19 protein-coding genes and 1 pseudogene are annotated in these 23,611 nt (G+C 70.6%); 6 read left to right on the top strand and 14 right to left on the bottom strand.

Annotation, left to right across the window (positions count from 1 at the left end):
• Positions 1–5: 5 nt before the first annotated feature.
• Positions 6–2,813, bottom strand: a complete 2,808-nt coding sequence (gene ppc, locus A9X00_RS01455) for a phosphoenolpyruvate carboxylase (RefSeq protein WP_067148197.1) — start codon at positions 2,811–2,813, stop codon at positions 6–8.
• A 45-nt stretch (positions 2,814–2,858) separates the two neighbouring features.
• Positions 2,859–3,092, bottom strand: coding sequence for a preprotein translocase subunit SecG (secG, locus tag A9X00_RS01450; protein WP_066929551.1), 234 nt, complete (start codon positions 3,090–3,092; stop codon positions 2,859–2,861).
• Between the two features lie 181 nt (positions 3,093–3,273).
• Between secG and A9X00_RS01445 the strand changes: the two genes are divergently transcribed.
• Entirely contained in the window at positions 3,274–5,712 is a 2,439-nt protein-coding gene (locus A9X00_RS01445; RefSeq protein WP_067148195.1) for a PE family protein, read from the top strand.
• A 16-nt stretch (positions 5,713–5,728) separates the two neighbouring features.
• On the opposite strand, the gene A9X00_RS01440 is transcribed toward A9X00_RS01445, so the two are convergent.
• The 3 genes from A9X00_RS01440 to A9X00_RS01430 all read right to left on the bottom strand — a co-directional run bounded on the left by A9X00_RS01440 (position 5,729) and on the right by A9X00_RS01430 (position 8,851).
• Positions 5,729–6,760, bottom strand: coding sequence for an LLM class flavin-dependent oxidoreductase (locus A9X00_RS01440; protein WP_067148192.1), 1,032 nt, complete (start codon positions 6,758–6,760; stop codon positions 5,729–5,731).
• A gap of 145 nt (positions 6,761–6,905) precedes the next feature.
• Positions 6,906–8,024, bottom strand: coding sequence for an FAD-binding protein (locus A9X00_RS01435; protein ID WP_067148188.1), 1,119 nt, complete (start codon positions 8,022–8,024; stop codon positions 6,906–6,908).
• Positions 8,021–8,851: a uracil-DNA glycosylase gene (locus tag A9X00_RS01430; RefSeq protein WP_067148185.1), complete on the bottom strand. Its 831-nt coding sequence runs from the start codon at positions 8,849–8,851 to the stop codon at positions 8,021–8,023. The genes A9X00_RS01435 and A9X00_RS01430 overlap by 4 nt, the downstream gene beginning before the upstream one ends.
• Between A9X00_RS01430 and A9X00_RS01425 the strand changes: the two genes are divergently transcribed.
• The gene (locus tag A9X00_RS01425; protein WP_156771879.1) at positions 8,850–10,154 is read left to right on the top strand and encodes an MFS transporter; all 1,305 of its coding nucleotides are present in this window, start codon (positions 8,850–8,852) and stop codon (positions 10,152–10,154) included. The genes A9X00_RS01430 and A9X00_RS01425 overlap by 2 nt on opposite strands.
• Positions 10,155–10,158: 4 nt before the next feature.
• On the opposite strand, the gene A9X00_RS31085 is transcribed toward A9X00_RS01425, so the two are convergent.
• Entirely contained in the window at positions 10,159–10,767 is a 609-nt protein-coding gene (locus A9X00_RS31085; protein ID WP_067148179.1) for an SHOCT domain-containing protein, read from the bottom strand.
• A gap of 58 nt (positions 10,768–10,825) precedes the next feature.
• On the opposite strand from A9X00_RS31085, the gene A9X00_RS01415 reads away from it, so the two are divergent.
• A complete protein-coding gene (locus A9X00_RS01415) occupies positions 10,826–12,193 on the top strand; it encodes an FAD-binding oxidoreductase (protein ID WP_067148176.1) in 1,368 nt (455 codons plus the stop codon).
• Here A9X00_RS01415 and A9X00_RS01410 read toward each other — a convergent pair.
• Both A9X00_RS01410 and A9X00_RS01405 read right to left on the bottom strand, forming a co-directional pair.
• On the bottom strand, positions 12,190–13,002 hold the full coding sequence (locus A9X00_RS01410; protein ID WP_067148173.1) for a class I SAM-dependent methyltransferase: 813 nt from the start codon (positions 13,000–13,002) through the stop codon (positions 12,190–12,192). The genes A9X00_RS01415 and A9X00_RS01410 overlap by 4 nt on opposite strands.
• Positions 12,999–13,469, bottom strand: coding sequence for a GbsR/MarR family transcriptional regulator (locus A9X00_RS01405; protein WP_067148170.1), 471 nt, complete (start codon positions 13,467–13,469; stop codon positions 12,999–13,001). Before A9X00_RS01405 ends, A9X00_RS01410 begins: the two co-directional genes overlap by 4 nt.
• 82 nt (positions 13,470–13,551) lie before the next feature.
• Here A9X00_RS01405 and A9X00_RS01400 point away from each other — a divergent pair, with 82 nt between their 5' ends.
• The 3 genes from A9X00_RS01400 to A9X00_RS01390 all read left to right on the top strand — a co-directional run bounded on the left by A9X00_RS01400 (position 13,552) and on the right by A9X00_RS01390 (position 16,371).
• Positions 13,552–14,772: a cytochrome P450 gene (locus A9X00_RS01400; protein WP_067148167.1), complete on the top strand. Its 1,221-nt coding sequence runs from the start codon at positions 13,552–13,554 to the stop codon at positions 14,770–14,772.
• Complete coding sequence (locus tag A9X00_RS01395; RefSeq protein ID WP_067148164.1) at positions 14,769–15,341, top strand: TetR/AcrR family transcriptional regulator; 573 nt, start codon at positions 14,769–14,771, stop codon at positions 15,339–15,341. The genes A9X00_RS01400 and A9X00_RS01395 overlap by 4 nt, the downstream gene beginning before the upstream one ends.
• Before the next feature lie 220 nt (positions 15,342–15,561).
• Positions 15,562–16,371 carry a sulfotransferase gene (locus tag A9X00_RS01390; RefSeq protein ID WP_067148161.1) on the top strand — a complete coding sequence of 270 codons (810 nt, stop codon included), beginning with the start codon at positions 15,562–15,564 and terminating at the stop codon, positions 16,369–16,371.
• Between the two features lie 131 nt (positions 16,372–16,502).
• Here A9X00_RS01390 and A9X00_RS01385 read toward each other — a convergent pair whose 3' ends face one another.
• The 6 genes and pseudogenes from A9X00_RS01385 to A9X00_RS30445 form a co-directional block, all read right to left on the bottom strand.
• Complete coding sequence (locus A9X00_RS01385; RefSeq protein WP_082974625.1) at positions 16,503–17,735, bottom strand: lysine N(6)-hydroxylase/L-ornithine N(5)-oxygenase family protein; 1,233 nt, start codon at positions 17,733–17,735, stop codon at positions 16,503–16,505.
• Between the two features lie 10 nt (positions 17,736–17,745).
• Positions 17,746–18,552, bottom strand: a complete 807-nt coding sequence (locus A9X00_RS01380) for a GNAT family N-acetyltransferase (RefSeq protein ID WP_067148155.1) — start codon at positions 18,550–18,552, stop codon at positions 17,746–17,748.
• Positions 18,553–18,563: 11 nt separating this feature from the next.
• A complete protein-coding gene (locus tag A9X00_RS01375) occupies positions 18,564–20,105 on the bottom strand; it encodes a DHA2 family efflux MFS transporter permease subunit (protein WP_082974624.1) in 1,542 nt (513 codons plus the stop codon).
• 42 nt (positions 20,106–20,147) lie between these two features.
• Positions 20,148–21,290 (bottom strand): acyltransferase, encoded by a 1,143-nt coding sequence (locus A9X00_RS01370; protein ID WP_067148152.1) that lies wholly within the window; start codon positions 21,288–21,290, stop codon positions 20,148–20,150.
• Positions 21,287–22,957, bottom strand: a complete 1,671-nt coding sequence (locus A9X00_RS01365) for a DEAD/DEAH box helicase (RefSeq protein ID WP_067148151.1) — start codon at positions 22,955–22,957, stop codon at positions 21,287–21,289. Before A9X00_RS01365 ends, A9X00_RS01370 begins: the two co-directional genes overlap by 4 nt.
• 84 nt (positions 22,958–23,041) lie before the next feature.
• Positions 23,042–23,611 (bottom strand): annotated as a pseudogene (locus tag A9X00_RS30445) (hypothetical protein); the annotation flags it as partial.

Raw genomic sequence — 23,611 nt, 5'->3', positions numbered from 1 at the left:
GCCCGTCAGCCGCTGTTGCGTAACGCGCTTGCCAGACCGTTCATCGTCAGCAGGATGCCGCGCTGCACCAACTCGTCGTCGTCGCCGGAACGGTAGCGGCGAAGCAACTCGACCTGCAGGTGGTTGAGCGGCTCCAGGTACGGGAACCGGTTGAACACCGAACGGGCCAGCGCCGGGTTGTCGGCGAGCAGGTCGTCCTGACCGGTGATGAGTTTGTGCATGGCGATGGTGCGCCGGTGCTCGTCGACAATCTTGTCGAACACCCTGTGCCGCAACGATTCGTCGGCCACCAGCTCGGCGTAGTGGGCCGCCAGGCCCAGGTCGCTCTTGGACAACACCTGCGCCATGTTGGAGAGCACGCTGCGGAAAAAGGGCCACCGCTCGTACAGCTCGTGCAGGATCGCGACCCGCTCGGTTTCGCTCTGGGGGCCCGCCGCGATCCACTGCTCGAACGCCGCGCCGGTGCCGTACCAGCCCGGCAGCATCACCCGCGACTGGCTCCACGCCAGCACCCACGGGATGGCGCGCAGGTCGGAGATGGATTCGGTGGGCTTGCGCGACGTCGGCCTGCTGCCGATGTTCAGCGACCCGATCTCGCTGACGGGCGTGGACGCCTTGAAGTACTCCACGAAACCCGGCGTCTCGTGCACCAATTCGGCGTAGGCGCGGTGCGCCAGCGCGGCCACCTTGTCGAGCACCGCGTAAGCCGGCTCCGCGGCGTCGCCCAACCCCTCCACGTCGAGCAGCGTCGACTCCACCGTGGCCGCCACCAGGCTCTCCAGGTTGCGCCGGGCCAGTTGCGGTTCGGCGTATTTGGCGGCGATCACCTCGCCCTGCTCGGTGAGGCGCAGCGAGCCGTTCACCGCCCCCGGCGGCTGCGCCAGGATCGCCTGGTAGCTGGGGCCGCCGCCGCGGCCCACGGTTCCGCCGCGACCGTGGAAGAGCCGCAACCGGATTCCGGTCTTGCGGGCCACCTCGACGAGGGTGAGCTCGGCCCGGTACACCGCCCAGTTCGCGGCCAGGTACCCACCGTCCTTGTTGGAGTCGGAATAGCCCAGCATCACCTCCTGGCATCCGCCGCGGGCATCCACCAGCGCGCGGTAGATGGGCAGGTCCAGCATCGCCTGCAGGATCGACGCCCCGTTGTGCAGGTCGTCGATCGTCTCGAACAGTGGCGAAATGCCCAGGGGGCAATAGGGTTCCGGGCCGGACGCGTCCAGCAGCCCGGCCTCCTTCAACAGGATCGCCGCCTCCAGGACGTCCGACACCGACTGGCACATCGAGATGATGTAATTGGGCACCGCCGCCGGGCCGTACAGTTCGACGGCGCGGGCGGCGGCCGCGACGACGGCCAGCTCGCCGCGGGCCAGCTCGGACAGTTGCGCGCGGTCGCCGACCAGCGGCCGGCGGGTGGCCAGCTCCCCCGCCAGCAGCTCGACCCGCTCGTCCTCGGCCAGCGAGCCGTAGTCCTGATGCACCCCGGCCCAGGCCAGCAGCTCGGCGACCACCTCCTCGTGCACGTCGGAGTTCTGCCGCATGTCCAGGCCGGATAGATGAAACCCGAAGACGTGCACGCTTTCTCGCAGCCGGGCCAGCCGATCGTCCGCCAAAAGGTCGGCGCCGTGCGTGCGCAGCGAGGCGTCGACGACGTCCAGGTCGGCGCGCAGTTCCGCCGGGACCGAGTACGGCCGCAGGCCCAGGTCGAGCTCGTGCTGCGGCCGGCGATCCAGGATCTCGGTGCCCGTCGCGGTGAGGCGGGCGCGGATCACCCGCGTCGCGCGCCGGTAGGGCTCGTCGGCGCGGGCGCTCTCGTTGCCGCCCTCGGCCAGCGCGGTCAATTCGGGGGTGACGGTGATCAGCCGGGCCGACATCGACAGCTCCTGCTCGAGCTCGGTCAGCTCGGCCAGGTAGTGGGCCAGCGCGGTGAACGCGGCGCTGCCGGTGGCCCGCCGCACCACGTCGGCGGTCACGTTCGGGTTGCCGTCGCGGTCACCGCCGATCCACGACCCGGGTTGCAGGATGGGCGCCGCAAGCAGGTCGGCGTCGGGCCAGCGGGCGCGCAGCGCCTCCCGGACCTCGGCGTTGACCTGCGGGATCACCTCGAACAGCGCGGCCGGGTAATACCGCAGCCCCACGTCGATCTCGTCGGTGATCTGCAGCCGGGACAGCCGGATCAGCGCGGTCTGCCACAGCGTCAGCACTTGGCGGCGCAACTCGAGCTCGATGCTGCGGCCGTGGTCGGTCTGGGTGTGCCCGGCGGCGCGCTGCCGCATCAATTCGGTGATGCGGTGCTGGGTGACGAACACGGTGCGCCGGCGGGTCTCGGTGGGGTGCGCGGTGATCACCGGGGACACCAGGGCGCCCCGCAGCGCGTCGGCCACCGTGGCCGAATCCAACTCCGCCCGATCGAGTTTCGCGTACGTCGCGGCCAGGCTGCTGTCCTGCGGCGGCTCGCCGGCGGCGACGTGGATGTCGCGGCGGCGTTCCCGGTGGATGTCCTCGGCGACGTTGGCCAGCAGCGCGAAGTGGCTGAACGCCCGGATGACCGGGATGGCCCGGTGGATGTCGATGCCATCGAACATCCTCGCCATGTCGGCCCGGTCGATCTCGGAGCGGCGCACCCGGAAGGACTCGACCCGCGCGCGTTCGACGAGCTCGAAGACCTCGTCGCCGTTCTGCTCGCGCACGGTGTCGCCGAGGATGGTGCCCAGCAGCCTGATGTCGGCGCGCATCGGCTCGGTCGCCTCGCGGCCGACCCGGGTGCGTTGGACGGCACCGATCGGTTCCAGCGCGATGTCGGAAGCCTCAGCCATGCGTCCCAGTATCGGTGGGGATCCGGTGGGCCGCCCGTCGAGCGGTCAGCGGTACTTGATCAGCAGTGCCATGCCGATGATGCACACCAGCCAGATGCCGACGATGAACACCGTCAGCCGGTCGAGGTTCTTCTCCACGACCGTCGACCCGGACAGGCTCGACTGCACGCCGCCGCCGAACAGCGTCGACAGGCCGCCACCCTTGGCGCGGTGCAGCAGCACCAGCAGCACCACCAGGATGCTCGTGACCACCAGGGTGATCTGCAGGGCCAATTGCATGAGGGGCAGCTTACCGGTTGCGGCTCCAGCGCCGATAACCGCCGCTCGGCGATCGCCCCTACTACCCCGCGACGCGCGCTCACGCGTGTCACCCGGCGCGATCAGTTCGACACGTGCACAATAGATCTGCGCATCGTGCACCACGCGCTGGGTCCTGTCCTGGGTGAGTCGGAGGTACGAGATGTCGCTCGTGATCGCGGTGCCGGAGATAGTCACGGCGACCGCCGCGGATTTGGGCAACGTCGGCACGACGATCCGCGCGGCCTATCTGGCCGCGGCGGCCCCGACCACGGGTGTGCTGCCGGCGGCCGAGGACGAGGTGTCGACGGCGATAGCGGCGCTGATGGGCAACCACGCCCAGCAATATCAGGCCCTCGGCGCCCAAGCCGCCCAGTTGCATGACCAGTTTGTGTGCAACCTCAACGCCGCCGCCGGCGCCTACGCGGCGGCCGAGGCCGCCAACGCCAACCCGCTGCAACAGCTGCTGGGCCTGGTGAACGCGCCCACCGAGGCGCTGCTCGGCCGCCCGTTGATCGGCAACGGCGCGGACGGGACGGCGGACGCGCCCAACGGCCAGGCCGGCGGGTTGCTGATCGGCAACGGCGGCAACGGCTACAGCTACACCAGCGGCGGCGCCGCGGCCGGGGGCAATGGTGGTGCCGCCGGGCTGATCGGCAACGGCGGGGCCGGCGGCAGTGGCTTCCGAGGTGGCTCCGGGGGCCACGGCGGCAACGGCGGGTGGCTGCAGGGCAACGGCGGGGCGGGTGGATCCGGCGGCGCAGGCGAAATCGACACGTTCGGCGGGCATGCGGGCGACGGCGGGGCCGGCGGGTCCGCCAGGCTGATCGGCGCAGGCGGGACCGGCGGTGTCGGCGGGACCGGCGGGTTCACCATCGACACCGCCTCCGCCGGCGCCACGGGGGGTCACGGCGGGTCCGGCGGTAACGGTGGGTGGCTCTTTGGCAACAGCGGCGCCGGCGGTCAAGGCGGGGTGGGCGGCGGCGGGAACCACGACGGCGGGACCGGCGGTCAGGGTGGAAACGCGGGCGCCGCCCACGGGCTTTATGGCATCGGAGCGGCCGGCGGCACCGGCGGGCTGGGCGGCGACGGGAACCACGCCGGCGGAGCCGGGGGGCACGGCGGCGCCGGCGGCTCCGGCGGGTTGGTGGGCCACGGCGGAGCCGGCGGGACCGGCGGGGTGGGCGGCGACGGCATCACTTCGTCCGGCGGCGCCGGCGGTAGCGGTGCGGCCGGTGGTCTCAACTCGGGTGGTGGCCGCAGCAACGCGGGCAACGGCGGCAACGGCGGATCCGGCGGTGCGGGCGGGGATGGTCTGAGCGGGACCGCGGGCAACGGCGGCAACGGTGGTGCGGCCGGTGCGGGCGGCGCGGGCGGTGCGGATGACGCAGATGCCGTACAGGGACTCGGCGGCACCGGTGGCAACGCCGGCAACGGCGGCGACGGCGGACAGGGCGGGTCCGGCGCCCCATCCGGAATCGGCGGTAACGGCGGCGACGGCGGCGACGGGGCCGCCGGCGGGGCCGGCGGCGCGGCAGCCGGGTACACCAGCGCCGGCGGCAACGGCGGCCTCGGTGGCAATGGCGGGGTGGGCGGTGACGGCGGCGCCGGCACCGCCACCGGCGGTTCCGGGGGCAACGGTGGCAACGCCGGTGCCGGCGGCGACGGCGGCGACTCCCTGGTCGGCAGCGACGGCTACACCAACATCGGCGGGGCCGGCGGCACCGGCGGCACCGGCGGCAACGCCGGCAACGGCGGGGCGTCCGGCACCGGTGTGGGTGGAAGCGCGGGCAACGGCGGGTCCGGTGGTGACGGCGGCGCCGGCGGCGACTCCGTCACCTACCTCAGCGGCGCCGGCGCGAACGGCGGCGGCGGCGGCAACGGCGGAACCGGCGGCGCCGGCGGCACGCAGGCGGGCGACGGCGGCAATGGCGGCCTCGGAGGCAACGGCGGTGCCGCCGGCGTCGCCCCGAATCTCACCGGCGCCCCCGGTACCGGTGGTAGCGGCGGGGCCGGCGGCAACGGCGGGGATGGCCTTAACGGCGGCGCCGGCACCGCGGCCGACGGCGGCAACGCGGGCAGCGGCGGCGATGGTGGTGCTGGCGGTGCCGGCGGGAGCGCCGGCGGCGCCGGCCATGCGATCAGCGGGAGCGGTGGGGCCGGCGGCCAGGGCGGAAACGGCGGTGACGGTGGCACCGGCGCCGCGGACACCGGTAGCGGTGCCGGCGCTGGCGGCAACGCGGGCAGCGGGGGCAACGGCGGCGCCGGCGGCGCCGGCGGCGACCCGACCGTCATCGACACCGTTGGTGGCAACGGCGGCCAGGGCGGCAACGCCGGCAATGGCGGCAACGGCGGTAACGGCGGCGCCATCGGCGGTTCTGGCGGTACCGCCGGCAACGGCGGCGACGGCGGTTCCGGCGGCACGGCCGGCGCCGGAGCCACTGGCGGCGACGGCGGCAACGGCGGCGACGGCGGTGACGGCGGCAACGGCGATTCGGGCGCGCCCGGCGGCCTCGCCGGCACCGGCGGCAACGCCGGGACCGGCACTGCACCCGGCGGCGTCGACGGCCAGGGCGGCAGCACCGGCACCGACGGCACCTGATGCCCGGTCGTCGCGGCTAGAACAGCTCCTTGGCGAGCAGCTCCAGCGTCGCGACCCGCGCCGGCGCCGTCGCGGGATCGGTACCCAGGTGGGCCGACGCGACCGGGTGCACCATCACCTCGTCGACGCCGAACCGGTCGGCCAACGCCCGCACCTGCTCGGCGGCCTCCTCCGGCGTGCCGAGGACGGCCCGCCGCAGGCCGCTCTCCACGATGCGCTGCTGTTCCGGCCCGAGCTGCGCCACTTCGGCCTCCTCGACCAACGGCACCGGCCCGAGCGGCTGCCCGGTGCGCAGCCGGGCCATCGTTTGCAGGTTGGGCAGCATCAAAGCCATTGCCTCGTCGCGGGTTTCGGCCACCGCGGCGTTGACCGTCAGGAACGTCACCGGCTCTTGTGTCAGCGCGCTCGGCTTGAACCGGGACCGGTAAACCGCGAGCGCCTCCTCGGTCCCCTGCCCCGAGAAGTGATGCGCGAAGACGTACGGCAGCCCCTTCGCCGCGGCCAGGTGCGCGGAGTACATCGACGAGCCCAGTAGCCACAGCCGCGGTTCGCTGGCCGCCGCCGGGGTGGCCTTGAGCCGGTAGTCCCCCGAGCGCAGCGGCACCACCACGCCGCGCGCGCTCATCAGCGCGGCCACGTCGTCGAGGTAGTCGGGGAAGCGCTCGATGTCCTCGTCGCCGCGGCTGCCGCGCAGCGCGTATGACGTCACCGGGTCCGAGCCGGGCGCGCGGCCGATGCCCAGGTCGATGCGGCCCGGTGCGGCGGCTTCCAGCAGCGCGAACTGCTCGGCGACCGCCAGCGGCGCGTGGTTGGGCAGCATCACGCCGCCCGAGCCGAGGCGGACCTGCGTGGTCTGCGCGGCCAGGTAGGCGATCAGCACCGGCGGGCTGGTCGCGCCCACGGACGGCATGTTGTGGTGTTCGGCGACCCAGTAGCGGGTGAAGCCCAGCCGGTCGGCGGTCTGGGCCAGCTGCACGGTGGCCGCCAGCGCGTCGCCGGTGGTCTGGTCGCTGCGCACCGGCACCAGGTCAAGGACGGAAAGTCGCACGATCGCGTCAACGCCGTTTTGCCTGCGAACGTTCCCGCGTTTGCGTGTGCATTCACGGCTTTCGGTGTGAATCCAGGGCGGGAATCCGGCGATTTTCCCGCCCAGGCTTAACACTCAAAGCCCAGGCTTCACACGCAAAGGCGGCTCAGTAGTCCTTCAGGGTGATCGAGTTGACGATGCGGTCGAACACTTCCTGCGGGATCGGCGCACCCCCGGGGATGTTGTCGATCACCAGCCACTGGTTGCGCTTGACGTAGTCGTGGAACTCGGCGTGATAGGTCGCGAAGCCCTTTTCGTAGTCGCCACCGGCCGCGGCCAGCTCGCCGGCCAGGACGTAGGCGCCCAGCAGCGCCACGCTGGTCCCCTGCCCCGACAGCGGCGAACAGCAATACCCGGCGTCGCCGACCAGCGCGACCCTGCCCTTCGACCACCGATCCATCTTGATCTGCGACATCTCGTCGAAGTAGAAGTCCGGCGCGCTGCGCATGTACTGCAGCAGTTGCGGGCGGACCCAGCCGTCGTCGGCCATCCGCCGTTCCAGCTCGGCGAACACGGCCTCGGTGTCGCGGTAGTCGATCCGCAGGTCGGCCTCCATGAAGCCCACCATGGCCCGGGCCTCGGTGTTGTTGCGGGCGCTGTAGACGCCCACCATGGTGTTGTCGCCGTAATGCCAGGTCTGCCAGTAGTCCAGGTCGAGGAAGTTCGGCACGGTGAAGATCGCCGCGTAGGTGCCCAGCCGCTCGACGAATTGCGCCTCCGGGCCGAACACCAGCCGGCGCACGTTGGAATGCAACCCGTCGGCGCCGATCACCAGGTCGAAGCTGCGCGCGGCCGCACGTTCGAAGGTCACCTTGACCGCGCTGCCGTCGTCCTCCAGCGCGGCGATGCTGTCGCCGAAGATATATTCGGTGTTGAGTTTAGTTGCGTCGTAAAGCAATTCGACCAGGTCGTCGCGCAGCAGCTCGATGTCGGGGTTGGCGATGATCCCGCCGGTGGGCGTCGACTCGGTGTCCTCCGACAGCTCGTTGCCGTCGCGGTCCACCACGGACGCACCGCGGATCCTCGTCCGCACGTGGTCGGCGGCCGCCCGCAGCATCATGCGTTCGAGCACCGTCAGCGCCGGGCCTCGTACGTCGACGGCCTGCCCGCCCGGCCTCAGCCCCGGATGCCTTTCCACCACCGTGACCGAATAGCCGTGGCGCGCAAGCCAATACGCCGCCGTTATGCCGGCCACGCTCGCGCCGGAAACCAGTATGTCGGTCACGTGATTCCTGCCAACCTCTTTGCTCCCACGAAGATGTCGTCCAGCATTACCGGAGTCAACCTACCGGTGAACATATTCTGCTGGCTGGGGTGGTAGCAGCCGAGCAATCGCACGCCCGATCCCAGTTCCGCGACGACGCCGTGCCCGAACCGCGGCTTGGGCACTACCGGCACCCCTGACACCAGCCGCAGCGCGATCTGCCAACCGAAACCGCCGAGGGCCACGATCACGCGGACGTGTTCGGACACCAGCCCCCACTCGGCCTGAAGCCACGGCCAGCAGGTGTCCCGCTCGGCCGGCGTCGGCGCGTTGGCCGGCGGCGCGCAGCGCACCGGAGCGGAAATCCGAATCCCGTTGGCGCGCAAGCCGTCAGCGGCGTCGACGCTCGTCGGCTGGTTCACCAGCCCGGCCCGGTGCAGCGCCGCGTACAGCTGGTCACCGGAGCGGTCGCCGGTGAACATCCGCCCGGTCCGGTTGGCGCCGTGCGCGGCGGGGGCCAGCCCGACGATCAGCAGCCAGGGCCGCTCCGATCCCCACCCGGGCACCGGCCGCCCCCAATAGGGCTGGTCGGCGAAGGCCCGACGCTTGGTGGCGGCGACCTCCTCGCGCCAGGTCACCAGCCGCGGACAGGCCCGGCACACGCTGATCACGGCGTCGAGCTCCGCGATGGAGCCGGCCTGGGCGCTCAAGGCGACCACGCGGGCGGCGTCGGCGGCCACCGGCGTCCGCGGGGTTGCCGGATCGCCAGGCCATCCGCTGCCGGGCACCACCGGCGACGCGAACGCCTGGCCGATGCGCGGATGGGCGAACACATGAACATCCTGCATGAGCGCGAAAAATCGGTCGCCGCAAACGGCGCATTGGCGCTACATTCAGCGCCGATATCCCATGAAAAGCAGCGGCCCAGCGGTTCTGATCCTGTTCGCCACCCTGGTGGCGACCGCGGGTACCGGCATCTCGATCGTCGCGTTCCCCTGGCTGGCATTGCAGCACCACGACAGCGCCAAGGACGCATCAGTGGTGGCCGCCGCCATGACGGTGCCGCTGGTGTTCGCCACACTGGTCGCCGGCACCGCGGTGGACTTCTTCGGGCGCCGCCGGGTGTCGCTCATCTCTGATTCGCTGTCCGGAACGGCGGTGGCCACCGTCCCGCTGATCGCCTGGTCGGCCGGCCCAGCCGCGCTCAACGTCGCGGTGCTGGCCATGTTGGCCTTCTTCGCGGCCGCCTTCGACCCGTCGGGGATGACGGCGCGTCAGTCGATGCTGCCGGAGGCCGCCGACCGCGCGGGCTGGTCGTTGGACCGCACCAACAGCGTCTACGAGGCGATCCAGAACCTGGGGTTCATCGTGGGCCCGGGCATCGGCGGGTTGATGATCGCCGCGGTCGGCGGCATCAAGACGATGTGGATCACCGCGGGCTTGTTCGGGCTGTCCATCCTCGCGGTCGGGGCGCTGCGGCTGCACGGCGCCGGCAAGCCACACCTCGCGACCCGGCCCGCCGGGTTGGTGTCCGGCGTCGCCGAGGGCGTGCGGTTCGTCTGGAACCTGCGGGTGCTGCGGGCGCTGGGGCTGATCGACCTGGTCGTCACCGCCCTGTACCTGCCGATGGAAAGCGTGCTGTTTCCCAAGTACTTCAGCGACCGGCACCAGCCCGCACAGCTGGGCTGGGCGTTGATGGCGCTGGCGGGCGGCGGCGTGGTGGGCGCGCTCGGTTACGCCGTGCTGTCGATACACATGCGGCGGCGCACGGCCGTGCTGACGGCGATGCTGACCTTCGGCGCGGCGACGGTGGGCATCGCGTTCCTGCCGCCGCTGCCGGTGATCCTGGTGCTGTGCGCGGTGACCGGCGTGGTCTACGGGCCGATCCAGCCGATCTACAACTACGTGATGCAGACCCGGGCCCCGCACCATCTGCGCGGCCGGGTGGTCGGGGTGATGGCGGGGCTGACCTACGCGGCCGGCCCGCTGGGCCTGCTGGTCGCGGGGCCGCTGACCGACGCGGCCGGGCTGAAGGTGACGTTCCTGGCGCTGGCGGTGCCCATCCTTGTGATCGGCCTGATCGCGTGCGGCCTGCCCTCGCTGCGCGAGCTGGACCGCGCGCCGGAAGTTACCGCGGATTCGTCGCGGTGACGCGTCACTCGCCGAGGATCTTGCGCTTTTGCTGCTCGAATTCCTCGTCGGTGAGCAGCCCGCGGTCCTTGAGCGCGGCCAGCCTCTCGAGCCGGTCGATCGGGTCCTGGCGGGCCTGCTGGGCGGGCTGGGCCTGCGCCGCCTGCGCCGCGCCGAGCGCCTGCCGTTGCATCTCGGCACCGCGCCGCATCATCTCGTCGCGGAATCCGGTGGGATCGGCGATGGCCTGGCGGATGACATCGCCCATCGGCATGCCCATGACCTGAGCGCCCGCCAGGTCGGGGCGGGCCGCGGTCACGGCGTCGATGGCCGTGTCGGCCGTGTCGGTCGGCCGATGGTCGATTTGCACGCGGCCGTGATCCTTGGGGTCGTAGAGCACCGCCAGCCTGGTGCCCGGGCGCGGCGCGCTCAGCTGGGGCAGCAGCGCGGCGACGTCGGCCTCGAACGGCGGTTCGCCGTCGGGCGTGACCCGTAGGCGCAGCTTCCAGCGAACCTCGGTGTTGCCAACCAGATTCGGGTTGCCGACGGTCACCGAGATCGCCGACTGCTCCGCGGCGAGGACGTCCGCGAAGGCGCGGACGCCGACTTTGCTGAGATCTCTGCGCCCGAACACCCTGCCCCTTCCAAGATCGGTCAACTGTACAGCGCCGCAGGGCCCGTAGGATCGGTTCGTGATTGCCGATGCCCTGGCCGAGCTGGTCGCCAAGCTGCCCGACGGGATGGTCGTCACCGACCCGACCATCACCGAGGGCTACCGCCAGGACCGCGCCTTCGACCCGTCGGCCGGCAAGCCGCTGGCGGTGGTGCGGCCGCGGCGCACCGAGGAGGTGCAGACGGTCCTGCGCTGGGCCACCGCCCACCGGGTGCCGGTGGTGACGCGGGGGGCCGGCAGCGGCCTGTCCGGCGGGGCCACCGCGCTGGACAACGGCATCGTGCTGTCGACCGAAAAGATGCGCGACATCACCGTTGACCCGGTCACGCGCACCGCGGTCTGCCAGCCGGGCCTGTTCAACGCCGAGGTGAAGAAGGCCGTCGCCGAGTACGGGCTGTGGTATCCGCCCGACCCGTCGTCGTACGAGATCTGCAGCATCGGCGGCAACATCGCCACCAACGCCGGCGGCCTGTGCTGCGTGAAGTACGGCGTCACCACCGACTACGTGCTGGGCATGCAGGTGGTGCTGGCCGACGGCACCGCGGTGCGGCTGGGCGGGCCGCGGCTGAAGGACGTCGCGGGGCTCTCGCTCACCAAGCTGTTCGTCGGCAGCGAGGGCACTTTGGGTGTGGTCACCGAGGTGACGCTGCGGCTGCTGCCCGCGCAGAACGTGTCCAGTGTCGTGGTCGCGACGTTCGCGTCGGTCGCCGCGGCCGTCGACGCGGTGCTGGGAGTCGTTGCGCGGCTTCGCCCTTCGATGCTGGAGTTCATGGACTCGGTGGCGATCAACGCCGTCGAGGACACCTTGCGCATGGACCTGGATCGCGGGGCGGCCGCGATGCTGGTGGCCGGTTCCGACGAGCGGGGACGTGCGTCCGGCGAGGACGCGGCGGTGATCGCCGACGTGTTCGCGGAAAACGGTGCCACGGAAGTGTTTTCGACCGACGACCCGGACGAGGGCGAGGCGTTCGTCGCAGCGCGCCGGTTCTGCATCCCCGCGGTGGAGGCCAAGGGATCGCTGCTGCTGGAGGACGTCGGGGTGCCGCTGCCGGCGCTGGGCGAGCTGGTCACCGGGATCGAGCGCATCGCGTCGGAACGCGATTTGATGATCTCGGTGATCGCGCACGCCGGCGACGGCAACACCCACCCGCTGATCGTCTACGACCCCGGCGACGCCGCGATGACCGAGCGCGCCCACCTCGCCTTCGGCGAGATCATGGACCTGGCCGTCGGATTGGGCGGCACGATCACCGGTGAGCACGGCGTCGGCCGGTTGAAGCGGCCGTGGCTGGACGGCTACCTCGGCCCCGAGGTGATGGAGCTGAACCAGCGCATCAAGCGCGCGCTGGACCCGCTCGGAATCCTGAACCCCGGCGCCGCGATCTAGAACGCGAAGCGGTTGAGCACGTCGTAATTACCCATCGGCGTGGCGTTGACCAGCCGCCACAGCCATCGCAGCGGCGCCGAGGGTATCCGTTGGTACAGCGCCCCGACCGGCGAGCGCTCGAGGAAGCGCAGCCGCGGGTTCCACCGCTCCAGTTCGCGGGCATCGCGGATGCCCCACTTGGTGATGCCCTTGGTGAGCAGCTTGGACAGCCGCGGCGCCATCGGCGACGCGGTGTCGAAGAGGAGCTCGCCACTCTCGAACCGATCCGTGAGGCGCCGCAGCAGCGTTCGCACCTGAGCCTCGGTGAGGTACATGAGCAGGCCCTCCGCGACGATCAGGGTGGGGCGGTCGGCGGGGATTTCGTCCAGCCAGACCGCGTCGGTCACCGACGAGCCGATCATCCGGTAGCCGTCAGCGTCGTCGTATAGCTTGCGCCGCAACGCGATTACGTCGGGTTGGTCGACGTCGAACCACCGCACGGTGTCCGGCGGGTGCAGCCGGAACGCCCGGGTGTCCATGCCGCACCCGAGGTGCAGCACGACGGCGTCCGGATGGCTTTGGAGAAAGGCCGCGCTCCAGTCGTCGAACTGTTTGGCACGCATGGTGACCAGGTACTGGTTGGACCTGGGCCACGAGGCGCGGCGCATGCGCGCCCAGTCGTAGTCGATGCGGTCCACCGCCTCGGCGGCCGCCTTGTCGTCGAGAATCGGTGCCGACGAACCGGTTTCGTACGCCCGCAGGTACAGCGTGCACAGGTTGGTCCATTCCACCGATCCCCACGCGACCTCGCTGAAGTCGACCTTGGTCATGACGGTCTTTTTCCCTCCCGATATTCGGTCCACATCCGCATCAGCTGGTCGCGGTAGTCGCGGGTGCAGAACTCGCAGAAGTCGCGGAAGTCCTCGACCCGCTCGCGCTGTTCGGCGCGGTCCTCCCCCAGCACCGACAGGGCGAATTCGGCGGGCTCGATGCCCAGGCGCATCAGCGACAGTTGCGTTTCCATCACGCTGGTGAACCCGCCCGGGGTGACCCGGTAGAGGTGTTGACGGTCGGCGCTGGGCAGCCGCTCCACCATGCCGCCCTCCAGCAGCTGGCGGGCGACGGTGCTGATCGAGGCCTTGCTCGCCGACAGGGCGCCGGCCAGCTGGGTCAACGACTGCGCGGGCGGATCGCAGATCAGCAGCCACCCGTAGACGCGGCCCATGGTTCGGGTGGCGCCGAGCAACTCGAAGAACAGGCCCAAGCGGTCGACGAATTCGGTTTCTTCCGGAGACATCGCTCCATCTTCTTCGTTCAGTACGGACTGAACGAACTATACAACAGTTGACATCCGCTCTGAGCTGCCTTAGAAATGAGACATGTCATCGGTGATGTCTCACAGCTTCCGGCTGGCCACCGCCGAGACGTGGCCCAATCCCTGGCCGATGTACCGCGCGCTGCGCGACCACGACCCGGTGCACCACGTCGTCCCCGAGGGCCGCCCCGACCGCGATTACTACGTGCTGTCCCGGCACGCCGACGTCTGGGCCGCCGCGCGCGACCACGAGACCTTCTCCTCCGCGCAGGGCCTGACGGTGGAGTACGGCGAGCTGGAAATCATTGGGCTGCAAGATAATCCGCCGTTCGTGATGCAGGATCCGCCGGTGCACACCGAGTTTCGCAAGCTGGTGTCCCGCGGTTTCACGCCGCGGCAGGTCGAGGCGGTGGAGCCCAAGGTGCGCGAGTTCGTCGTCGAGCGCATCGAGAAGATCCGCGCCGACGGCGGCGGCGACATCGTCACCGAGCTGTTCAAGCCGCTGCCCTCGATGGTCGTCGCGCACTATCTCGGCGTCCCCGAGGAAGACCGCGCGCAGTTCGACGGCTGGACGCAGGCGATCGTCGCGGCCAACACGTCCGAAGGCGGAATCGGCACGTCGCTGGACGCGGTCGGTTCGATGATGGCCTACTTCACCGCGCTGATCGAGCGTCGGAGGGCCGAACCCGAGGACGACACGATCTCGCACCTGGTGGCGGCCGGGGTCGGCGCCGACGGCGACATCACCGGGACGCTGGCGGTGCTGGCGTTCACGTTCACGATGGTCACCGGCGGCAACGACACCGTCACCGGAATGCTCGGCGGCTCAATGCCTTTGCTGCACGAGCGGCCGGACCAGCGGCGGCGGCTGGCCGACGACCCGGGGTTGATCCCCGACGCGGTCGAGGAGCTGCTGCGGCTGACGTCACCGGTGCAGGGCCTGGCGCGCACCACCACCCGCGACGTGACCCTTCAGGGCACGACCGTCCCGGCCGGCCGCAAGGTGTTGCTGCTCTACGGGTCGGCCAACCGCGACGAACGCCAGTACGGCCCGGACGCGGGCGAACTCGATGTGACACGGTGTCCGCGCAACATCCTGACCTTCAGCCACGGCGCCCACCACTGCCTGGGCGCGGCGGCGGCACGGATGCAATCGTGGGTTGCGCTGACCGAATTGTTGTCCCGCTGCCCGGATTTCGAGGTAGACGTGCCAGGCATCGTGTGGTCGGGCGGCAGCTATGTGCGCCGGCCGCTGTCGGTGCCGATCCGGGTGAACTCCCGATGACCGACTGGCTGGCCGACCGCCGCGGCGAGGCGGCCGTGGACAGGATACTCGACGCCGCCGAGGCGCTGTACACGCGCCGGGACCAGGCTTCCATCGGGATGAACGAGATCGCCAGGGCCGCAGGATGTTCCCGCGCGACGCTGTATCGGTACTTCGAGAACCGCGTGGCGCTGCGGAACGCGTACGTGCACCGCGAGGCGCGCCGGCTCGGCCGCGCCATCGCAGACGAGATCGGCGGCATCGACGACCCGCGCGAGCGGTTGGTCGCGAGCATGGTCGCCGCGCTGCGGATGGTGCGCCAAAGCCCCGCACTGTCAGCGTGGTTCGCCGCCAGCCGGCCGCCGATCGGCGGCGAGCTGGCGCAGTCGGAGGTGATCACGGCGCTGGCCGCCGCCTTCGTCGGATCGCTCGGTCCGGAGGACCCCGCCGTCGTGCAGCGCCGGGCGCGCTGGGTGGTGCGGGTGCTCACGTCGCTGCTGATGCACCCCGGCCGGGACGACGCCGACGAGCGCGCGATGATCGAGGAGTTCGTCGTCCCGATCGTGGCGCCCGTCGCCGCGCGGGGCTAGTTCGTCACTCCCGGCACACCGACCTCCCGGCCGGACCACCACCCGTTGTGTCCACCTCACAGCGACAACTAGCCCGCGCGGTGCCGCGTACCCGAATTGTCGCTGCGAGGTGGACAATTCGTGGCATCCTCCCACGCCGGTGCACATGTGGCAGTTGTGACGCGGGATCGTCAGCGCCTAACATGCCGACATCACAGGCTCGACAGGTCGGGAGTGCGCCATGGCAACCATTCATTTCATCTCGGGCCTGCCGCGTTCCGGCTCGACCTTGCTGGCCGCGTTGCTGCGGCAGAATCCGCGGTTCCAGGCCGGGATGTCGGGCCCGCTGGCCGGCCTGTTCGGTGCCCTGCTCGGCGAAATGAGCGCGCGCAACGAGTTTTCAGTGTTCATCGACGACGCCAAGCGCGAGCGCATCCTGCGCGGATTGTTCGACAACTTCTACTCCGACTGCACCGCCGAGGTCATCTTCGACACCAACCGCTTCTGGTGCGGCTGGATGCCGGCGGTTTCGCGGCTGTTCCCGCAGGCGAAAGTGATTGCCTGCGTGCGGGATCTGCCGTGGGTGGTGGACAGTATCGAGCGGCTGATCCAACGCAACGTTTTTTCGCCATCGTCGATCTTCAACTACAGCGCCGGCGGCACCGTCTACACCCGCGCCAAGAGCGTGGTCGCGCCCGACGGCATGGTCGGCGGTCCCTACGACGCCCTGAAGCAGGCCTGCTACGGCGCCCAGCGGGACCGCCTGATGTTGATGCAGTACGAAACCCTGACCACCGACCCGGCCAAGACGATGGACGCCATCTACGGATTTCTCGGTGAGCCGGCGTTCGATCACGACTTCGACCACGTCGACTACGACGTCACCGAGTTCGACGAACGCGCCGGCACGCCCGGCCTGCACACCGTGCGCGGCACGGTCAAGGCCGAACCCCGCGAGACCCTGCTGCCGCCCGACCTGTTCAACCGATTCCTGCGTGACGCGTTCTGGCGCGACCCGCAGCGGATTCCCGCCGGGTTGCGGGTCGTGTGACGCAATTGCAGTAGCGCTCCCGCAACGCGCCTGCGCTCGTCCGCCTCACTGTCGCTGGGAGGCGGGCAAAACGTCGGTCGCTCGGCGCCGATACGAATGGGGCGGATGTGCGCCGGCGAATCGCCGCGGGGCTACGCCGACGCGGCGTGCGGCCTTCGCTGCTCGCGCGCCGCGAACGCGGTAACGATCTCCCCGGCGCGCACCGCCACGTTGGACAGCAGCGAGGACGACAGGCCGTGCGTGTGCTCGACGGCGCCGTTGAGGTAGATGTCCCCCGGGGCACCGGCTTTGGGCACCAGTCGATAGTCCCGGGTGACGGCGGGGCGCCCGTGTGAGTCGAATTCGTACCGGCCGACCAGGTCGCCCAGGAAGGACCGGACGTCCAGCGGCGCGTAACCCGTCGCGTACACCACCGCGTCGCAGTCCAGCGTCGCCTGGGTGTGATCGATCAGATGGGATATCGTCAGCCGCACCTTGTCCGGATATTCCTGCGCGCCAACGACTTCGGAGGCGTTGTGCATGAACAGCCGCCGATCGCCGGCCACCAGCTCGGCGTACTCGCGCGAATAGAGATCGTCGATCAATTCCGGATCGACCGCCGAATAGTTGGTCGACCGATGGTAATCGAGCAGTCGCTGGCGCACCTGCGGGTCGGCGCGATAGAACTCGTCCATAGCTGACGGGTCGAAAATCCGGTTCGCGTACGGGTTGTCGTCGGCGCTGCTGTAGCCGTAGCGGGCGAAAATCGAGTGCACCTCGGCCTGCGGGAAGGTCTCGTGGAGGTGGGCGACCACCTCGGCCGCGCTCTGCCCCGCGCCAACCACGGCGAATCTCCTTGGGGTGAAGAGGCTCAGAGCGGCCAGATTACCGAGCAGCCGGTGGCTGTGCCACTGCCGGGGACTTTCGTCGACGCCCGGGGGCAGCTCGGGCTGCAGACCGGTCGCCAGCACCAGCGTTGCGGCGTGTATGACGCCGTCGGGTTCGGTGCGGACCACGAAACCCGGTTCGCCGGCGGAGATTTCGACGACGCGGTGGCCGTAGCGGACGTCGGTGGCGACGCGGGCCGCGGCCCACTGGAGATAGTCGTGAAACTCCATGCGGCTGGGAAACAGGGTGTGCCGGCCGATGAATTCCACCAGCCGGCCGCGCTCGCTGAGGTAGTTCAGAAACGTGAAGTCGCTCTTGTTGTTTCGCAGCGTCACCAGGTCCTTGAGGAACGGAACCTGCATGCGTGCGTGCGGCAGCAGCATCCCCAGGTGCCAACCGAACCGGGGCTGCTCCTCGACGAACACGGCGGGCGAGCCCTGCTCGGCGAGCGCGATCGCCAACGCGAGATTTGACGGCCCGAAGCCGACGCCCAGCAGGCTGGTCTTTTCAGGAATGGGCATAGGACCGCCCCAACCGTTCCAGATAACGTTCGCGCACCCCGGCCCTGTTGATCAGCACAACGAAATCGGCCATGTCGAAGTCCGGATCGTACGAGGGCTCTCCGCAGATCATACCGCCGATCCGCAGCGATCCCTGCACCATCGGCGGGATCCGCACGGGTCCCGGGTCGGGCAGCTCGGACAGGCTCAATCCGTTGACCGTGACGGGGTTTCGCGGAAAGACCCGGTATCGGTCGGGGGCGGCGTGCTTGCCCAGGGCCACATCGCGCACGCCGCGCGCCAGCGCGCCGCGGGGCCCGCCGTCCTCCATCCGGACCGACAGCGAGCCGATCCCCCACTGATAGCCGCTGATTTCCTGGTATCGAAGGATGCCCGCCCACAACAAACCCATGACCGCCCCGCTGCGGTGGTCGGGGTGCACGCTCACCCGGCCAAGCTCGACGAGCTCGGAGCGCAACTCGTTCAGGCCGCCGATGTCGAAGGTGGTGTCGGCGAAGAGCCCGCCGGCGGCCTTGGCGCCGTCGGGCGGCAGCAGCCGGTAGCACCCGACGATCTGCCCGTTCGTCTCGTCCCTGGCCAGCAGATGATCGCTGTAGGGATCGAACTGATCGACGTCGATCATCTCCCCCGTCCGGGGCCCGCGGATCGCCTGCGGCAGCGCCGCGCCCATTTCTTCGGCAAACGTCTGATAACGCAACCGCTGCGCGGCTTCGATGTTTGCCGGGTCGCTGGAGATAATGACGCTGTAACGGTTCTTATCCGTCGCCGGGATGATGATCGCATCGCCCAACATGGATCGGAACGTTACACGGACATGCCTTCAGCAAACGGCATTTCGGGCTCGCCGTGGCGGCGCGCGCCGACGGCGATCAAGATCGCGCTCGCGATCGCCGCGGCGGTGGCGGCGGCGGCGGCCGCGACGAGAGCGACCTGCATTCCGGCGGCGCTGGCCTGACGGGCCGCCCGCGCGATCGCCGGCAGCGCGGCACGGTATTCGGCGGGCAGGAAATCGAGCGCCCGCAGGCCCGCGCCCGCGGCCAACCGATCGACGAGGCGTTGCGCGGGCCCGGGGCCGGCGACGCCGAGGCGAGCCAGTTCGCCGGTGGCGCTGTCGGACCCGCGACGGCCGAACAGGGCGCCCAGGCCTGCGACACCGGCCAGGATGCCGACCTGGCGAACCGTGCTCACCGCCCCGGTCGCCATCCCGGCGTCCTCGACCGGCACGAATTGCAGTGCGATGTCGGACGTCAACGCGAACAGGCCGCCCAGGCCGAGCCCGGCCACGACGGAACCCGCGATGAAATGGGTCCATTGGGTGTCCGCGCCGACGCCGGTCATCAGCCACAGCCCCGCCGCGATCAGCGCCACCCCGGCCGGGATCGACGTCCACGCCGGAAAATATCGCGCGGCGATCATGGCCAGTGGGGCGCCCAGGACGCACGCGACGGTCAGCGGGAGCGCCCGCAGGCCGGCCTGAAATGGGCTGTATCCCAGCGTGTTCATGAAGTACAGCGCCAGGTAGTTGGTCGAGGCGATCAGCGTTCCGGCCGCCGCGAACGCCGCGAGGGACACCCCCGCGAAACCCGGGCGGCGCACCACCCGGAGGTCGAGCATCGGCGCGCGGGATCGCGACTCCCACCAAACGAATACCGCCAGGCCCGACACCGCGAACGCGCCCAGCGCCAGGATCACCCCGCTGGTCCAGCCGCGGTGGTTGCCCTCGATCAACACGTAGACTCCCGCGAACAGCGCGGCCGACAACACGGCCGTGCCGGCCAGGTCGAGCGGACGGTCTTGCGCGCCAACGGTTTCCGGGATGAACCGGACGGCGATCGCCAGGGCGACCACCCCGATCGGCACGTTGATCAAAAAGATCGATTCCCAGCCGAAGGCGCCGACCAGCGCCCCGCCGAGCAGGGGCCCGACGGCGGCGCCCGCGCCCATCACGGCGCCGTAGATCGCGATCGCGATGCCCCGGCCCCGCGGTGCGGGGAAGGCCGCGGCCACCATCGGCAGCGACACGCCCAGCAGCACCGCCCCGCCCGCGCCCTGCAGCGCCCGGCACACGTTCAGGACCTCGATGCTGCGGGCCAGCGCGCAGCCGGCCGAGGCCAGCGTGAACGCCGTCATCCCGGCCAGATACAGCCGTCGCCGCCCGAGCCGGTCACCCAGCGTCGCCGCGGTGAGCAGCAGTCCCGCCATCGGCAGCGCGTAGGCGTCGACCACCCACTGCAGGCCGCTGAGGTCGGCGTCCAGGGATGCCTGGATGTTGGCCAGCGCGGCCGAGACGATGGTCATGTCGAGGAGCAGCATGAACACCGCCAGACAGACCGCGAGCAGGGTCAGGCGGGGGTGACGAGCCGTCCCGCCGTCCCCGTCGTCGGCCACCTAGCCGTCCTTGACCCGGGTGAAGCGGTGCAACAGCCACGCCAGCGGAATCGTCACCGCCAGCGTCGCGACGAACAGATACAGCATCGAGCCGGTGTACACGTGCGCGCGGACGATGTAGACCATCGCGAATTCCATCGTGATGAGGTGGATCAGGAAGATCTCGTAGGAGATCTCGCCGAGCCACACCATCGGCCGGGCTGCCAGCAGCCGCGAATACGCACCCTGATCGCCCAAGGCCAGCGGCGCCACCGCGAGCGCGGCGATGACGGCGTAGAACACGGTCTTGCAGACGGCCTGGCTCAGCGTCGCCGGCGACGTCGTGGGCGCGCCGGCGATCGGCGTGGATGCGATGAAGTAACAGATGACCGCCAGCGGGATGGCCATGAACGCGTAGCAGCGCACCTTCATCGCCTGCAGCACCGCCAGCGCCATGCCGGCCAGGAACCAGGCCAGGTAGGTCGGCAGCCAGAGCCGGGCGCCGTCGGGGAACCAGTGGTCGGTGTGCACCAGGACCAACCAGCCCGGGCTGATCAGCGCCATCGCCGCCAGGGCGGCCAGCATCAGGCTCGGCTGCCAGCGCCGCCGGGCGATCAGCACCAGCAGCAGGTAGGCCAGCAGGGGCAGCACGAGGTAGAACGAGGCCTCCACCGCCAGGCTCCACATCTGGGTAAGGCCCTGGTGTAAGTACTTGCCCAGGTAGCCGTTGCAGTAGATCTGCGTCAGCGTCAGGTTGCGCACCAGCCCCAGCCACGTGTGCCCGGGGTTCGGGCCGGCCTCGCGGAAGTGGTAGAGCACGTAGGCGATCAGCACGGTGATGACGTAGGCGGGCATGATGCGCCGAACCCGGTGCCGCGCATAGCGACTCAGCGACGGCGGTGGCCCGCCGGTGGCGGCCGACTTCACCCACGGGCGAAACAGCAGGAAGCCGGACAGCACGAAGAAGATCGGCACGCCGATCTCCAGCCGGGAACCGACCAGTCCCCAATAGCCGTGCGTGTACTTGCCGGTGGTGTAGGCGGCGTGGGTGCCGACGACCGTCAGCGCGGCGACGGCGCGGATGCCGGTCAGCGACGCGACGCGGTCGACATGGGCGGTCTGTTCGAGCCCGCCCTGGGCGTCGCGTTCCTCGGAAAGGGTCACCGGCGTGATTTCGTCTTGCCTGGCGACCGGTCCGGCCGCAGGTCGATCAGCACGCCCGAGATGCGGGTCTGCTCCAGCTTCTTCAGCGTCGCCTTGGGCAGCTTGGCCGGCAGCTCGACGAGCGAGAAGTCCGGGCCGATGGCGATGTGGCCGAAGTCGCTGCGGTGCAGGCCGCCCTCGTTGGCGATGGCGCCGACGATCGCGCCCGGGCCGATCTTGTGCCGCTTGCCCACCGAGATCCGGTAGGTGGCGAAGTTCCGTGGCTGCCTGGGTCTTTCGTGTGATTTTTCGGGACGTTCCCGGCGTTCGCGCCGTTCCGGCGGCGGCTCGGGTGCCATCAGGAACGCCTCGCCGTCGCGGGACTGCACCGCCAGCGCCGCGGCGATGTCGGCCATCGGGACGTCGTGCTCGCGCTCGTAGTCCTGAATCAGCTTGCGGAACAGGTCGATTCCCGGCGCGGCGAGCGCGTCGGTGATGGAGTCGGCGAATTTCGCCACGCGCTGGGCGTTGACGTCCTCGACGGTGGGCAGCTCGGCCTCGGTGAGCGTCTGGCGGGTGGCCTTTTCGATCGCCTTGAGCAGGTGGCGTTCCCGCGGGGAGACGAACAGCACCGCGGTGCCGCTGCGCCCGGCCCTACCGGTGCGCCCGATGCGGTGCACGTAGGACTCGGTGTCGTGCGGGATGTCGTAGTTCAGCACGTGCGAGATGCGGTCGACGTCAAGGCCTCTGGCCGCGACGTCGGTGGCGACCAGGATGTCGAGGCTGCTGTTCTTCAGCGCGGCGATGGTCCGCTCCCGCTGCGCCTGCGGGATGTCGCCGTTGATGGCGGCGGCGGAAAACCCTCGGGCCCTTAGTTTTTCGGCGACCTCCTCGGTGGCCTGCTTGGTGCGGACGAAGACGATCATCGCCTCGAACGGCTCGACCTCGAGCAGGCGGGTGAGCGCGTCCATCTTGCGGGGGCCGGCGACCTGGATGTAGCGCTGCGAAATGTTCTGCGCGGTCGCGGTTTTCGACTTGGTGGTGATTTCCACCGGGTCGTGGAGGTATTTGGTGGTGAGCTTGCGGATCGCGGGCGGCATGGTCGCCGAGAACAGCGCGACCTGCTTGTATTCCGGTGTTTCGGACAGGATGCGTTCGACGTCCTCCGCGAAACCCATGGTGAGCATCTCGTCGGCCTCGTCGAGCACCAGGTAGTCGAGGTGGGACAGGTCCAGCGTGCCGCGCTCCAGGTGGTCGATGACGCGGCCGGGCGTGCCGACCACCACCTGCGCGCCGCGACGCAGCCCGGCCAGCTGCACGCCGTAGGACGAGCCGCCGTAGATCGGCAGCACGTGGATCTTGGGCAGGTGCGCGCCGTAGCGGCTGAACGCCTCGGCGACCTGCAGCGCCAGCTCCCGGGTGGGCGCCAGCACCAGCGCCTGCGTCGCGGTGCTCTTGGCGTCGATCTTGGACAGGATCGGGATCGCGAACGCCGCGGTCTTGCCGGTGCCGGTCTGCGCCAGCCCGACGACGTCGGATCCGGCCAGCAGCGGCGGGATCGTCGCCGCCTGGATGGCCGTCGGCGACTCGTAGCCGACGTCGGCGGTCGCCTTGAGGACCGCAGGGTGAATCTGCAGGTCGGCGAACGTGGGAGAGGCAGCCTCGGGCGGGCTGTCGGGGAGGGTCATCGTGTCAAGAGTCTAGTGGTGATCACGAGCTCGGCGGAGCTGAGCGCGGCGGGTGACCGACCTCCCTCGGTGCCAGCGCTACCGCTACGGGGAGCCTTGGCCGCCAGCGCCGCCAGAACCGCCGCTCGACCCAGTCGGATCCATGCCCGGGCTGCCGGGGCTGCCGCTACCACCGAGGGAGCCGGTGCCGCCGGCACCACCGGTCCCACCACCGCCGCCGTCAGCGGCGGTACCCGTGCCGCCCGTGCCACCGGTGCCGCCGGTGCCGCCGGTGGCCGTTGCGCTCGAACCGCCGGTGCCGCCGGTGCCGCCCGTGCCGCCATAGAAACCGGTGCCGCCGTCGCCGCCTTGGCCGCCTTGGGCGCCGCCGGTTCCCAGGGTGTCGGTGCCGCCTTGACCGCCGGCGCCGCCTGCGCCGCCACTGCCCGCGGCACCCGGCGAAGCCTGGCTGCCGGCTCCGCCTGTGCCGCCGGCACCACCGGTGCCGCCGCTACCGCCAGCGGCATTATCGGCGCCGGAGCCGCCTGCGCCGCCTTGGCCGCCAGTGCCGCCGTCCCCACCATTGGCCACGTTTGGGTATGCCGAGCCCCCGCCTGCGCCGCCTGTCCCGCCGGTTCCGCCGGACCCGCCAGTGGCGCCGCGGCGGGCCTCCCC

This window comes from Mycobacterium sp. 1245805.9, from assembly GCF_001672915.1.
Classification (GTDB): Bacteria; Actinomycetota; Actinomycetes; order Mycobacteriales; family Mycobacteriaceae; genus Mycobacterium.
This window is presented reverse-complemented; position numbering and strand designations above follow the sequence as displayed.

Excerpts from the sequence above, each read along its gene's own strand:
- ppc (WP_067148197.1), bottom strand. The coding sequence starts at position 2,813 with ATGGCTGAGGCTTCCGACATCGCGCTGGAACCGATCGGTGCCGTCCAA.
- secG (WP_066929551.1), bottom strand. The coding sequence starts at position 3,092 with ATGCAATTGGCCCTGCAGATCACCCTGGTGGTCACGAGCATCCTGGTG.
- A9X00_RS01445 (WP_067148195.1), top strand. The coding sequence starts at position 3,274 with ATGTCGCTCGTGATCGCGGTGCCGGAGATAGTCACGGCGACCGCCGCG.
- A9X00_RS01425 (WP_156771879.1), top strand. The coding sequence starts at position 8,850 with ATGAGCGCGAAAAATCGGTCGCCGCAAACGGCGCATTGGCGCTACATT.
- A9X00_RS01430 (WP_067148185.1), bottom strand. The coding sequence starts at position 8,851 with ATGCAGGATGTTCATGTGTTCGCCCATCCGCGCATCGGCCAGGCGTTC.
- A9X00_RS01410 (WP_067148173.1), bottom strand. The coding sequence starts at position 13,002 with ATGACCAAGGTCGACTTCAGCGAGGTCGCGTGGGGATCGGTGGAATGG.
- A9X00_RS01405 (WP_067148170.1), bottom strand. The coding sequence starts at position 13,469 with ATGTCTCCGGAAGAAACCGAATTCGTCGACCGCTTGGGCCTGTTCTTC.
- A9X00_RS01400 (WP_067148167.1), top strand. The coding sequence starts at position 13,552 with ATGTCATCGGTGATGTCTCACAGCTTCCGGCTGGCCACCGCCGAGACG.
- A9X00_RS01395 (WP_067148164.1), top strand. The coding sequence starts at position 14,769 with ATGACCGACTGGCTGGCCGACCGCCGCGGCGAGGCGGCCGTGGACAGG.
- A9X00_RS01390 (WP_067148161.1), top strand. The coding sequence starts at position 15,562 with ATGGCAACCATTCATTTCATCTCGGGCCTGCCGCGTTCCGGCTCGACC.
- A9X00_RS01380 (WP_067148155.1), bottom strand. The coding sequence starts at position 18,552 with ATGTTGGGCGATGCGATCATCATCCCGGCGACGGATAAGAACCGTTAC.
- A9X00_RS01365 (WP_067148151.1), bottom strand. The coding sequence starts at position 22,957 with ATGACCCTCCCCGACAGCCCGCCCGAGGCTGCCTCTCCCACGTTCGCC.